The sequence below is a fragment of the Aliiroseovarius marinus genome (assembly GCF_050881025.1).
In the GTDB taxonomy this organism is placed as follows: Bacteria; Pseudomonadota; Alphaproteobacteria; order Rhodobacterales; family Rhodobacteraceae; genus Aliiroseovarius; species Aliiroseovarius marinus_A.
In genome coordinates this window covers 837,282-848,225 of sequence record NZ_JBNNXQ010000001.1, presented here as the reverse complement: position 1 = coordinate 848,225, position 10,944 = coordinate 837,282, and the positions used below count along the sequence as shown (strand labels likewise).

Genomic DNA, 10,944 nt, shown 5'->3' with positions numbered 1-10,944 from the left:
GCCTGAGATCAGGCCTCAGCCCCTTCGGCAGTTGCAGCTTCTTCTGCGCCTTCACCTTCTTCGGCTTCGGCCTCCAGCTCGGCGGGATCAACCCAACCCAAAAGGATCCGCGCGGTCATCACCATGTCTTGCGCCTGCTCCAACGTCACGCCGAATTTTTCAAGCGATCCATCATCTTTCGAACGTTCGCCATCCACGATGGTCCAACCACCCGCCAGTTCCCAGTCGGCGCAAGTGGCGAAATCTTCCAACGACTTCACGCCGTCTTCCGCCAGCGCCTCGACCATTTGCGGGGTCAGACCCTCAAAGGCGATCAGGCTGTCTTCGACACCCATCGAGCGAGCGTTTTCCAGCGCCTTGGCGTTCTGCGCATCAATGAAGTCACGGGCACGGGCCTGCAATTCTCCGGCGGTTGCTTCATCAACACCGTCGATGACCAGAAGCTCGTCCACTTCGACATAGGCCACTTCTTCAAGGCTCGAGAAGCCTTCAGAAACCAGAAGCTGTGCAAAGAATTCATCCAGATCCAACGTCTGCATGAAGAGCGCTGTGCGTTCAGCGAACTCTTTCTGGCGACGCTCGGACTCCTCGGCCTCTGTCATGATGTCGATGTCGAGGTTTGTCAGCTGCGAAGCCAAACGCACGTTCTGTCCGCGACGGCCAATGGCCAGCGACAGCTGTTCGTCCGGCACAACCACTTCGATTTTGCCAGCTTCTTCGTCCAGAACAACCTTGGAAACTTCAGCAGGCTGAAGCGCGTTCACAAGGAAGGTCGGCTGGTCTTCATTCCACGGAATGATGTCGATCTTTTCGCCCTGCAGCTCGTTCACAACGGCTTGCACACGCGAACCACGCATACCAACACAGGCCCCAACGGGGTCAATCGAACCGTCATAGGAAATCACGGCGATCTTGGCGCGCGAACCGGGGTCACGGGCCACGGCCTTAATCTCGATCACACCGTCATAGATTTCCGGCACTTCCATTTTAAAGAGCTCTGCCATGAACTCCGGCGCTGTGCGCGACAGGAAAATCTGAGGGCCACGGGCCTCACGGCGCACATCTTTCACATAGCAGCGGATACGGTCGTTGGGGCGGTATGCCTCGCGGCCGATCTTTTCGTTGCGACGCAGGATGGCTTCACCCGCACCAACATCGACGATGACGTTGCCGTATTCTTCGCGCTTAACCTGACCGTTGATGATGGTACCGGCACGATCCTTGAACTCTTCGTACTGACGATCACGTTCCGCTTCGCGCACCTTCTGCAAGATCACCTGCTTGGCGGATTGCGCAGCGATACGGCCCATTTCGACCGGCGGGACCTCTTCCGAGAAAACGTCGCCAACTTGCGGGTTTTCCATATACTGCTTGGCCTGCTCAACGGTGAACTCAGCCTGATAGTTTTCCAGTTCTTCATCCTCGACCACGGTGCGCACGCGGGTAAAGGTGGCGCGGCCCGTTTTGCGGTCAATCGACACGCGGATGTCCATTTCGGCGCCGTAACGCGACTTGGCGGCCCGAGCGAGGCTTTCTTCCATTGCCTCGATGACCAGCGCGGGGTCGATCATCTTTTCGCGGGCCACGGCCTCGGCGGTTTGCAAGAGCTCCAGCTGGTTTGCAGAAGTAATTGCCATGGTCAGTCCTCCTCGGAACCGGTGATTTCTTGAATTTCGTCAAATTGGGCTTCGTCGATCTGACCCGCATCCTTGCGCTGGCGCAGGGCTTCGCGGATCAATTCGTCCGTCAGAACAAGCTTCGCCTCGGAAAGCCAGTCGAAGTCCAGGCCAATGGTGACCTCTTCGCCCTGGTTTTCAATTTCGACCAGAACCTCGTTGCCTTCGACACCGGCCAACACGCCTTTGAAGCGCTTACGGCCGTCAATCAGCTCGGCGGTTTCGATCTTGGCGACATAGCCCGACCATGCCTCGAAGTCTTTCAGGCGCGTCAGGGGGCGGTCGATGCCGGGCGAACCGACTTCCAGCGTATAATTGTCCTCGATGGGATCCTCTACATCAAGGATCGCACTGATCGCGGTCGAGATCTGGGCACATTCATCCACCTCGATCCCGCCATCGGGACGTTCGGCCATGATCTGCAGCGTGGGCGTGTTGCCGCCCATCAGCCGCAGGCGTACCAACTCGAATCCCATATCTTCGATCACCGGCCCGACAATGTCGGCCAGTCGACGGTCAATTGCTGCTTTGGCAACAAGGTTGCTCACACATCTCTCCAAAACAAAAAAACGGGCCAGCGGGCCCGTCGGATTTTCCGGTGGAGCTTCGGGGGTGGAGACCGAAGCACCGCTGTTGTCAATGGATATAGGGGAAAGCGCGTGGAACTGCAAGAGACTAAGCGTCGGGCCTTTTTGCGATCAGGAAAAGCGCCTTGATCTTACCCTCGGGCCGCCAGTCCTCGATCACCTCGAACCCAGCATCACGCATCATCTGGCGCAGGTCATCTTCCGAAAACCACGCGATATGCGGGATTTTGCCCAGCGCCTGACCAACAGGGGCCACAAGCTTCAGCCACCAGACACCCCCCACACAGGCGGTCGAGCTGACAAACACCCCGCCCGGCTTCAGGGCATCAAACGCCTTCTGGATCGCTGCCTGAGGATCATGAAGCAGGTGCAAAACCGAGTGCGCCTGCACCATATCATAAGACGCAGGCGCAATATCCATCTGTTCAAAGTTCGCAACCTCGAAGGTCAGATTGTCCGGCATCTCTTTGGCGCGGGCGATCTCGATCATGCGCTCGGAAATGTCGATGGCATGGTAGTGACCGACATGGGGCGCGTGCAGGATCGCCGTGCTGCCAGTGCCGCAGGCCAGCTCAAGAACAGACATTTCCGGCGTGAAGTGTTGGCGCGTCAGTTCCAGCTTGTGTTCATAAGACGCCGTGTCCGCGATTGCATCGCGGGAATATTTGTCGGCAACTTTGTTCCAGAATTTCGCGTCGCTCATAACAATCCTCAGGTGTTGTTCTTCCCGATTTGGGCGCGCGTCACCCTGATTACAAGCCCAGCGTATCCCGCTGCCGTGCCAACCGATCCATCGTGTGGATCAACTCGTCGGCGATGCCCCGTTCGGAAAGCGCGTGGCCAGCCAGATGAATCATGCGCAAATCCGAGGACGGCCAGGCGTTGTGCAGCTTCCACGCCATGGTTGGCGGGCAAATCATGTCGTGGCGACCCTGCACAATCGTGCCGGGAATATGAGCGATCCGCTTCATGTCGCGCAGAATTTTGCCGTCTTCATCCAGAAATGCACCGTGCTGGAAATAGTGGTTCTCGAGCCGCGCAAAAGCCCGTGCATAATCCGCGGGGCTATCCACCATAACCCCGGTATTCTGGATTGATGCCAGCGCATTTTCCCAACCCGTCCAGGCACGGGCATAGCGGATTTCCTCGGACGAATTTCCGGAAAACAGCCTGCGGTGATAGGCGGCAATCATGTCATGGCGTTCCGCCGCGGGAATCAAGCTTTCAAACCGATCCCAAAGCTCGGGCCAGAAGCGGCCAGCGCCACCGCCGTAAAACCAATCCAGTTCGGATCGCGTCGCCAGAAAGACGCCTCGCAGAATAAGATAGGCGACCCTGTTGGGATGCGCTTGGGAATAGATCAGCCCGAGTGTTGCCCCCCAGCTTCCGCCAAATACTGCCCAGCGATCTATGCCAAGAGTGATCCGGATTTGCTCTATATCGCGCACCAAATGCCATGTGGTGTTGGCGTCAATGCTGGCATGTGGGCGCGAGCGGCCACAACCGCGCTGATCAAACAGAATGATGTGGTAGGCGTTGGGATCGAAAAACCGGCGCATCGCGGGCGAGGATCCACCGCCCGGCCCCCCATGCAGCACCACAACCGGCAACCCGTGTGGATTGCCGCTTTGCTCTACATAAACCTTGTGGCCATCGCCCACATCCAGCATATGCCGGTCGAAAGGTTCGATCGGAGGATATAGCCTTGGGGCTGCGCTGTTTTTTCCTGCGGCCTTGTCCATATCTTATCTATATAATGCCCGTGACGCGCCTGCCATCAGAAAGAGGGTTCCCATGACCGCCGATACTCAAACCACCGTCGACCCGTCCGAAGTTGCCAAGTTCGAGGCAATGGCCGCTGAGTGGTGGGACCCGACCGGCAAGTTCAAACCGCTGCACATGATGAACCCGGTGCGGCTGGATTATATCACGAACCAGATTGCCGCTGAGTTTGGGCGCGACCTGAATGATGTGGAGCCTTTTAAGGGCTTGCGGCTGCTGGATATCGGCTGTGGTGGCGGATTGCTGTCTGAGCCCATGGCGCGATTGGGCGCCACGGTGGTTGGCGCCGATGCAGCAGCGGGCAATATCCCTGTGGCACAGGTGCACGCCGAACAGATGGGGCTTGATATCGACTACCGCAACTGCACCGCCGAAAGCCTTGCAGCGGCGGGTGAACAGTTCGATGTCGTCCTGAATATGGAAGTGGTCGAACATGTCGCCGATCCCCTGGCCTATCTGACCGCGTGTCAGAACCTGCTGAAACCCGGCGGGTTGATGGTGGCCTCGACCATGAACCGCAATCCGAAAAGCTACATGGTTGCCATCATCGGCGCCGAGCACATCATGCGCTGGCTGCCCAAAGGCACACATGACTGGGCGAAATTTATCACGCCTGACGAGTTGTCGGATTTGATCGGCACGGCTGGGCTGAATGTGGTTGACCGGATGGGCATGGTGTTCAACCCGGTGAAATGGAGCTGGTCACTTTCGGCACAGGACCTTTCGGTCAACTACGCCATGACCTCGGTAAAGCCAAAAAGCTAAAGCGTTTCGAGTTTAAGTTGGATCACAACTTAATTTCGAAACGCCCACGACATTGGTAGGTTCCGCGCGTTTCGACTTATTGTCGCGCCTCAACAATAAATCGAAACGCTTTAACCGTTCATAGCGGCGGCCGGTATGCGGAAAGTGTTGTTTCGGCCAGTTCGAAACCGGCACGACGATACAAGCGCCCGGCTTGCGTATCGGCATTTGCGACAATGACCGGCAGAGCATTTACTGCCCGGCTCTGCGCCCAATCCAATGCGGTGCACAAAAGGGCAGAGCAAATGCCCCGTCTACGGTGGCCTCTATGGGTCTGCACGGATTGGTATCGGATATAGGTCTGATCATGGAAGATGCCCATATCCCCGACCAGAACATCACCAGAAAACGCACCAAACCACGCCCCTTTTCCTTGCGCGATCTGCTCGCGACGCCCATCGGATCGCTTGCTCAAAAAATGGTCCAGACCTTGCTCTGGCGCGCCGTCGTCCAAAAGATCCAGCCGCCCGATTGCTTCACTTTGAGCCCAGTCAGACAGGGCGTGAAATGGACGAATGTCTATGCCGTCCGGGGCCTCTGTTCGCTTCAATGCACCACGCAATGCCAGCGTATCGGCCTGTTCGACCGACAATTCGCTTCCTTCAAACAAAGCCTCAACCATATCGCGGGACAGGTTTGGAATATCCCACCCGATGCAAACATGCTTCGCTTGTGGAACGTCCTTGTGAAACTGCGCAATCAGCGCCTCCGGATCACGCGGTGGTGACCTGAAAATCACGCGATTTCCGTACCAGAAATTCGGCTCATTCGGAGTGGTCTGAACAGCCCGGTCATCAAAATGACTGATGTTACATTGCCCCGATTGCACCATGAAATCGGTTGCCAGTTCCAGCGTGTTCATTCTGCTTCGCTTAGAAGTTGGCGCATTTCGCGCAAGACCGGTAGCACGCTACTGACCTTATCGCTGCCAATCTTCGTCACCATATTCGAGATGATCGGCGTGATGGCCTGAAGCGCTGCGTCCCGCGCCGACCGTCCAGCCGGCGAGATCGTCACAAACTTGCGCCGCGCATCATCCCAGTCGGGTCGAATATGAACATGCCCTGCCCATTCCAGCTTGTTCAACGTGTTGGTCATTGCGCCGCGCGTGACATGAAAAGCCTTGGCCAGCTGGGCGGGGCTTTTTTCTTCTCCGACACGCGCCAGATGGTTGAGCACGGAAAAATGACTTAGTTCCATACCCTTTGGCAGGGCTTTCGACAGCCGGTTGCGGGCCAGCTGGTCCGCCATGAACATTTCGCTGAAAAGGGCGACAGACAGGGTTTCGACAGAGCTTTCCGACATCAGGGGCCTTCAAATTCGCGATCATGAAACAGGGACGGCACGCGCCCGCGCGACCTTTCCACGTCTTCAAGGTCAAGATCAACCATTGTGATGCCCGGACCGTCCCCCGCATCGGCCAGAATTTCACCCCACGGGGATACCACCAACGAATGTCCGTAGGTTGCTCTGTTGGCGGTATTCTGTCCGCATTGTGCAGGCGCCAGAATGAAAACACCGTTCTCGATTGCGCGCGCACGCAACAGGCTTTCCCAATGCGCTGCCCCGGTTACCGGGGAAAACGCGGCGGGAACCGTGATGATCTGTGCGCCCGCTTTGGCCAATCTGCGAAAAAGGTGCGGAAAGCGCATATCGTAACAAATGGTCATCCCGACCTTGGCCAGCGCCGTATGCGCCACAACCGCCTTGCTTCCCGGACGATACCCTGCGCTTTCCCGGTAGCTCTCGCGCGCGTCTATTTCGACATCAAACATGTGGATTTTGTCATAGCGCGCACAGATTGCCCCCTTGGGCGAGATCATGAAAGAGCGGTTCGCAAATCGGCCATCCGGATCACCTGTCTTCAGGGCAAGCGATCCGACCAGAAGCCAGACCCCTAACTTCTCGGCGTCGTTACGCAGCGCAGCAAGTGAGGGGTCATCTGCTTCCTTGTGCAGCACCTCGTTCTGGTGGCGTCTGCTGGTCGAAACGATATTGGACACTTCCGGCGTCAATATCAGATCAGCCCCATCATGAGCTGCTTGCGCCAGCAAGCTGCGCAACGCCTCCAAATTAACAGACGGATCGTCGCCCGCTGTAAACTGGATCAGCGCCGCCCGCATGGATCAGCTTGCCAATAGCGGATCAAGCTTACCGCTGCGCTCAAGATCATAGAGGTCGTCACATCCGCCCACGTGAATATCGCCCACAAAGATTTGCGGCACTGTGTGGCGCCCATGTGCGCGTGACATCATTTCCTGCCGCTTAGCGGGCTTCATCATGACATCAATTTCGTTGAATTTCACGCCCTTTGATTTCAGCAAACGCTTGGCCGCATGACAAAATCCACAAAGCGGCGACGTGTAAATGGTAACTGGCTGCATGTTAGATACCCCTTTTGCCAAACCGCTCCCATGCGGACTATAGGCAATTAGGCATCTCGCGCAACGCGCGCAAGGGACAGAACCCGGACCGATGCCGCGCCAGCTTTCAAAGCTGCGTGAGTCGCTGCATGAAAGGTGGCGCCGGATGTCATAACGTCATCAAGCAAAATGACATCCCGCGCTTTGATCCGCGCGCCTTGCTTTGGGTGCGGCTGAATGGCGCGCTCCATATTTTGAAACCGTGCCTCTTGCGTCATGCCTTCATGAGGTTGCGTGCGAATTGGCCGGATCAGCGCATCCGGTACATGCTCGAACCGCGTTTCTTTTGATAGTGCCCGACCAAGCTCGGCCGATTGATTGTAGCGACGCTTAAGCCGTCGGCTCCAATGAATAGGGATCGGCACAATCACGGGATCATCGGGAAAGATATCCCGCCCCGCTCGCGCCAGCCAAGGACCCGCAGCGCGCGCGATTTCAGGCCGGTCCCCGTGTTTCATTGCCAAAATCAACTTTCGGGCGTTTTTCCCATAGAGCATCGCAGATCGCCCCTGCGTCCAGGGCCGCTCCAGTTTCATGCAGGCATCACAATGAGCAACATGTCCATCATCTTCACCAGCAAGCGGCTCCCCGCAAAGGTCGCAGACCAAGCCCTCGATAAAGGGGGTCTCACGCCAACAGGAGCCGCATAGAGCAAAGTCACGCTCGGTCGACTGATCGCAGCTGATGCATTGCGGCGGATAGATCAGGCTCAGCACCGATTGCATTTTCATACCTTCCATCTATGGTCCGCGCCCATGAAGCTGCCAGACAACACACCGCCAAAGCTTACGGATACACGCCAGCTGGATCAGAACCGCAGGCGTGCGACACAAGAGGGCATGTTCCTTCAGGAACTTGCCATTGATGAAATCAAGGATCGCCTAACAGAGGTTAACAGAACGTTTACCAAACCCGCGATCGTTACGGGTTTTCCGGAAATATGGTCTGAAAGCTTTCCGAATGCGACCGTTGTACCCGACACCGAGGTTCTCTCTTTACACCCTGGTGAACACGACCTGGTGATCCATGGCCTGTCGCTTCATTGGGCCAACGATCCTATTGGTCAGATCATTCAATGTAGCCGGGCACTGATAAAGGATGGTCTTTTCATGGCCGTCATGTTCGGCGGTCAAACACTGCAAGAGCTGCGCGCAGTCCTGTCCGAAACCGAAATTGCAAAGACTGGCGGCTTGTCTCCGCGGATTCTGCCGATGGGCGAAATCCGCGATCTGGGCGCGCTTTTGCAACGCGCAGGCCTTGCCTTGCCGGTCGCCGATAGCGCCCTGCGCGAGGTCACTTATCAAGACGCTTTTGCCCTGATGAGGGATTTGCGCCTGATGGGAGAGCGAAATGCGCTGGAACAAAGACTGAAAACACCTTTGCCAAGCAGCTTTTTCACAGAGCTATCCAAAAGTTATGACGCGCATTTTCCCGCAGGCAATGGGCGCATTTGCGCAAGCTTCGAGATGATCTTTCTGACCGGCTGGACACCCGACGACAGTCAGCAAAAACCTCTGCGCCCAGGATCTGCCACCACGCGCCTTGCCGACGCACTGGGCACCAATGAGACCAATTTGACCGATTGACCCCCTGACAAAAGCGCCTATCTAGAACGAAACGCGACGAAGGATGCTGCCATGATCATGAAGATGCCCTCGGATCACCCGAAACTGCCCGCCCGAAAAGTGGGTGTTTTGTTTGCCAATCTTGGTACACCTGATGGCTATGATTATTGGTCCATGCGCCGCTATCTGAATGAGTTCCTGTCGGATAAGCGGGTGATCGACTATCCCGCCTGGAAATGGCAGCCCATCCTGCAAGCCATCATCCTGACAAAGCGCCCAAAGTCCTCAGGTGAAGCATATAAATCGATCTGGAATGAAGAGCAGGGCGAAAGCCCCCTGATGACCATCACAAAAGCGCAAGTTGCCAAGCTTAGAGACTGTTTTGAAGCCAAATATGGCGATGGTGTCATGGTTGATTTTTGCATGCGCTACGGCAATCCATCGACAAAATCCAAAGTCGCTGAAATGGTTGCCGCTGGCTGTGATCGCATCCTCTTTTTCCCGCTTTATCCCCACTACGCCGGCGCCACGATGGGCACGGCGAATGACCAGTTTTTCCGCGCGCTGATGAGCGAGAAATGGCAACCCGCGTCACGTACCATCGAGCCCTATTTCGACGATCCCGCCTATGTGGATGCGCTGGCGCAATCCGTCGAGCGCGGCTATGAAGCGATGGAAAAACGGCCCGATCTACTGGTTGTTTCTTATCACGGCATGCCCAAGCGATATCTGCTGGAAGGGGATCCCTATCACTGCCAATGCCAGAAAAGCACGCGACTGCTGAAAGAGCGGCTAGGTTGGGACGAAGCCGAAATAACCACGACATTCCAATCGGTTTTTGGTCCGGAAGAATGGCTGAAGCCCTACACGGTTGAAGAGGTCGCGCGCCTTGCAAAAGCTGGCAAGAAAAACATTGCCGTTATCGCACCCGCATTCTCGGCCGATTGCATCGAAACGCTGGAAGAAATCCAAGAAGAAATCCAAGAAGCCTTCATTGAGGCAGGCGGTGAGAGCTTCAGCTATATTCCTTGCCTGAACGATGATGACGCACATATCCAAGCTCTGGTTGGCATCGCTGAGAAAAACCTGGGCGGGTGGATAGAATAGGCTCTAACCCCGCCTAATCCACATCCCAGCCGCGTCTTGCGAGCAAGTTCAGAAGCCGCTCTTCGGCGTCATCTGCATCTGCTTTGATTGCATTCATCTCGGTAAACCAAAACAGGTATTTATCGAATTCCGGACATTGATCAGCCACGGCATCAAACGCGCCATCCACCCCCAAGTCAGCCACATTCGCCGCAATATGATGAAAGTCGACCTTTCCATAAAGTACGGCAGGCTTGTGCAGGAAATACCCCATAAGCGCGGCCGAAGAGTTTTGGGTCACGACATAACGGCAGGCCTTTAGGACATCCTCCATCTGGCCGGTCTGAACCGTCAGGTTCTGAAATTCAGAGCCCAGCGCCTCGACAGCATCTCTTTCGTCCTGCTCATAAAACTCACCAGGGTGAAGCCCAGCCAAGACAGGTGTCTGGGGGTTGCGTTCTAGCGTGTCACGCAACATCTGAATGGGGCTAGCGACCTGAAAGCTGCGTTGTGACAGAAGGCGGCCTTGAAGGGGCACATAGATCGGGCCGTCCCGCGAAACCGCATCAAGCGATGTTTTCAAAAGCCACTTGCGCCAGCCATCCGCCCAGTCCTTTGTCGCAGCTGCATCAATTACCGGCGCATAGAACGCTTTCTGCGCCACCTCGAAATTCCATCGCTCAGCCGTGCTCTCGATCCGCCAGTAGGGATAGAAATAACTGCGCCGCAGGTTCAGTGCGCGGTCGTGAAATGGGTCCTGCATATGAAACAGGGAATAGCCCTGCCTTTGTGCAGATTTCAGTCTTTCTTCGTCACTATTCCTGCGGAACTCGACACGAAAACCGCGCGATTCTAAAGCGTTTTTCAACCTGGAAAGAATGCCGAACCCGCCGGATCGCGCGTGTTCAAGCATGTCCACTTCAAGATAAATACGAAGAATTCGGGCAACAGGCATGAGCGCACGCTATCTGCCCCTTGTAGCAAGAACAACCCGCCTAAGCTTGTGCGATCCGGGCCACGG

At 56.2% G+C, this 10,944-nt stretch carries 13 protein-coding genes; 3 read left to right on the top strand and 10 right to left on the bottom strand.

The annotated features are described in order from the left end of the window. Nucleotides 1–8: 8 nt before the first annotated feature. The 4 genes from nusA to pip form a co-directional block, all read right to left on the bottom strand. Nucleotides 9–1,637 carry a transcription termination factor NusA gene (nusA, locus tag ACRY08_RS04025; protein ID WP_432448562.1) on the bottom strand — a complete coding sequence of 543 codons (1,629 nt, stop codon included), beginning with the start codon at nucleotides 1,635–1,637 and terminating at the stop codon, nucleotides 9–11. A 2-nt stretch (nucleotides 1,638–1,639) separates the two neighbouring features. Beyond that, a complete protein-coding gene (gene rimP / locus ACRY08_RS04020; protein ID WP_432448561.1) occupies nucleotides 1,640–2,224 on the bottom strand; it encodes a ribosome maturation factor RimP in 585 nt (194 codons plus the stop codon). Nucleotides 2,225–2,351: 127 nt separating this feature from the next. Next, nucleotides 2,352–2,966 (bottom strand): class I SAM-dependent methyltransferase, encoded by a 615-nt coding sequence (locus ACRY08_RS04015; protein WP_432448560.1) that lies wholly within the window; start codon nucleotides 2,964–2,966, stop codon nucleotides 2,352–2,354. Between the two features lie 49 nt (nucleotides 2,967–3,015). After that, the gene (pip, locus tag ACRY08_RS04010) at nucleotides 3,016–4,005 is read right to left on the bottom strand and encodes a prolyl aminopeptidase (protein ID WP_432448559.1); all 990 of its coding nucleotides are present in this window, start codon (nucleotides 4,003–4,005) and stop codon (nucleotides 3,016–3,018) included. Nucleotides 4,006–4,057: 52 nt separating this feature from the next. Here pip and ubiG point away from each other — a divergent pair, with 52 nt between their 5' ends. Further along, the gene (gene ubiG, locus ACRY08_RS04005; RefSeq protein ID WP_432448558.1) at nucleotides 4,058–4,810 is read left to right on the top strand and encodes a bifunctional 2-polyprenyl-6-hydroxyphenol methylase/3-demethylubiquinol 3-O-methyltransferase UbiG; all 753 of its coding nucleotides are present in this window, start codon (nucleotides 4,058–4,060) and stop codon (nucleotides 4,808–4,810) included. Nucleotides 4,811–4,928: 118 nt separating this feature from the next. Here the strand turns inward: ubiG and ACRY08_RS04000 are convergent, their stop codons facing one another. From ACRY08_RS04000 to ACRY08_RS03980, 5 genes are read right to left on the bottom strand one after another with little or no spacing between them, the layout of a single operon-like run. Continuing rightward, nucleotides 4,929–5,711: a GNAT family N-acetyltransferase gene (locus ACRY08_RS04000; protein WP_432448557.1), complete on the bottom strand. Its 783-nt coding sequence runs from the start codon at nucleotides 5,709–5,711 to the stop codon at nucleotides 4,929–4,931. Continuing rightward, complete coding sequence (locus tag ACRY08_RS03995; RefSeq protein ID WP_432448556.1) at nucleotides 5,708–6,154, bottom strand: MarR family winged helix-turn-helix transcriptional regulator; 447 nt, start codon at nucleotides 6,152–6,154, stop codon at nucleotides 5,708–5,710. The genes ACRY08_RS04000 and ACRY08_RS03995 overlap by 4 nt, the downstream gene beginning before the upstream one ends. Further along, nucleotides 6,154–6,972: a carbon-nitrogen hydrolase family protein gene (locus tag ACRY08_RS03990; RefSeq protein WP_432448555.1), complete on the bottom strand. Its 819-nt coding sequence runs from the start codon at nucleotides 6,970–6,972 to the stop codon at nucleotides 6,154–6,156. The genes ACRY08_RS03995 and ACRY08_RS03990 overlap by 1 nt, the downstream gene beginning before the upstream one ends. 3 nt (nucleotides 6,973–6,975) lie before the next feature. Continuing rightward, nucleotides 6,976–7,233 carry a glutaredoxin 3 gene (gene grxC / locus ACRY08_RS03985; protein ID WP_432448554.1) on the bottom strand — a complete coding sequence of 86 codons (258 nt, stop codon included), beginning with the start codon at nucleotides 7,231–7,233 and terminating at the stop codon, nucleotides 6,976–6,978. 47 nt (nucleotides 7,234–7,280) lie between these two features. Continuing rightward, on the bottom strand, nucleotides 7,281–8,003 hold the full coding sequence (locus tag ACRY08_RS03980) for a ComF family protein (RefSeq protein WP_432448844.1): 723 nt from the start codon (nucleotides 8,001–8,003) through the stop codon (nucleotides 7,281–7,283). A gap of 24 nt (nucleotides 8,004–8,027) precedes the next feature. On the opposite strand from ACRY08_RS03980, the gene ACRY08_RS03975 reads away from it, so the two are divergent. Both ACRY08_RS03975 and hemH read left to right on the top strand, forming a co-directional pair. After that, nucleotides 8,028–8,858, top strand: coding sequence for an SAM-dependent methyltransferase (locus tag ACRY08_RS03975; RefSeq protein WP_432448553.1), 831 nt, complete (start codon nucleotides 8,028–8,030; stop codon nucleotides 8,856–8,858). A 51-nt stretch (nucleotides 8,859–8,909) separates the two neighbouring features. Next, nucleotides 8,910–9,944, top strand: coding sequence for a ferrochelatase (gene hemH / locus ACRY08_RS03970; protein WP_432448552.1), 1,035 nt, complete (start codon nucleotides 8,910–8,912; stop codon nucleotides 9,942–9,944). A gap of 13 nt (nucleotides 9,945–9,957) precedes the next feature. Here the strand turns inward: hemH and ACRY08_RS03965 are convergent, their stop codons facing one another. Further along, nucleotides 9,958–10,686 carry a hypothetical protein gene (locus tag ACRY08_RS03965; RefSeq protein WP_432448551.1) on the bottom strand — a complete coding sequence of 243 codons (729 nt, stop codon included), beginning with the start codon at nucleotides 10,684–10,686 and terminating at the stop codon, nucleotides 9,958–9,960. Nucleotides 10,687–10,944: the final 258 nt, after the last annotated feature.

Excerpts from the sequence above, each read along its gene's own strand:
- nusA (WP_432448562.1), bottom strand. The coding sequence starts at position 1,637 with ATGGCAATTACTTCTGCAAACCAGCTGGAGCTCTTGCAAACCGCCGAG.
- ACRY08_RS04015 (WP_432448560.1), bottom strand. The coding sequence starts at position 2,966 with ATGAGCGACGCGAAATTCTGGAACAAAGTTGCCGACAAATATTCCCGC.
- pip (WP_432448559.1), bottom strand. The coding sequence starts at position 4,005 with ATGGACAAGGCCGCAGGAAAAAACAGCGCAGCCCCAAGGCTATATCCT.
- ubiG (WP_432448558.1), top strand. The coding sequence starts at position 4,058 with ATGACCGCCGATACTCAAACCACCGTCGACCCGTCCGAAGTTGCCAAG.
- ACRY08_RS04000 (WP_432448557.1), bottom strand. The coding sequence starts at position 5,711 with ATGAACACGCTGGAACTGGCAACCGATTTCATGGTGCAATCGGGGCAA.
- ACRY08_RS03995 (WP_432448556.1), bottom strand. The coding sequence starts at position 6,154 with ATGTCGGAAAGCTCTGTCGAAACCCTGTCTGTCGCCCTTTTCAGCGAA.
- ACRY08_RS03990 (WP_432448555.1), bottom strand. The coding sequence starts at position 6,972 with ATGCGGGCGGCGCTGATCCAGTTTACAGCGGGCGACGATCCGTCTGTT.
- grxC (WP_432448554.1), bottom strand. The coding sequence starts at position 7,233 with ATGCAGCCAGTTACCATTTACACGTCGCCGCTTTGTGGATTTTGTCAT.
- ACRY08_RS03980 (WP_432448844.1), bottom strand. The coding sequence starts at position 8,003 with ATGAAAATGCAATCGGTGCTGAGCCTGATCTATCCGCCGCAATGCATC.
- ACRY08_RS03975 (WP_432448553.1), top strand. The coding sequence starts at position 8,028 with ATGAAGCTGCCAGACAACACACCGCCAAAGCTTACGGATACACGCCAG.
- hemH (WP_432448552.1), top strand. The coding sequence starts at position 8,910 with ATGATCATGAAGATGCCCTCGGATCACCCGAAACTGCCCGCCCGAAAA.
- ACRY08_RS03965 (WP_432448551.1), bottom strand. The coding sequence starts at position 10,686 with ATGCAGGACCCATTTCACGACCGCGCACTGAACCTGCGGCGCAGTTAT.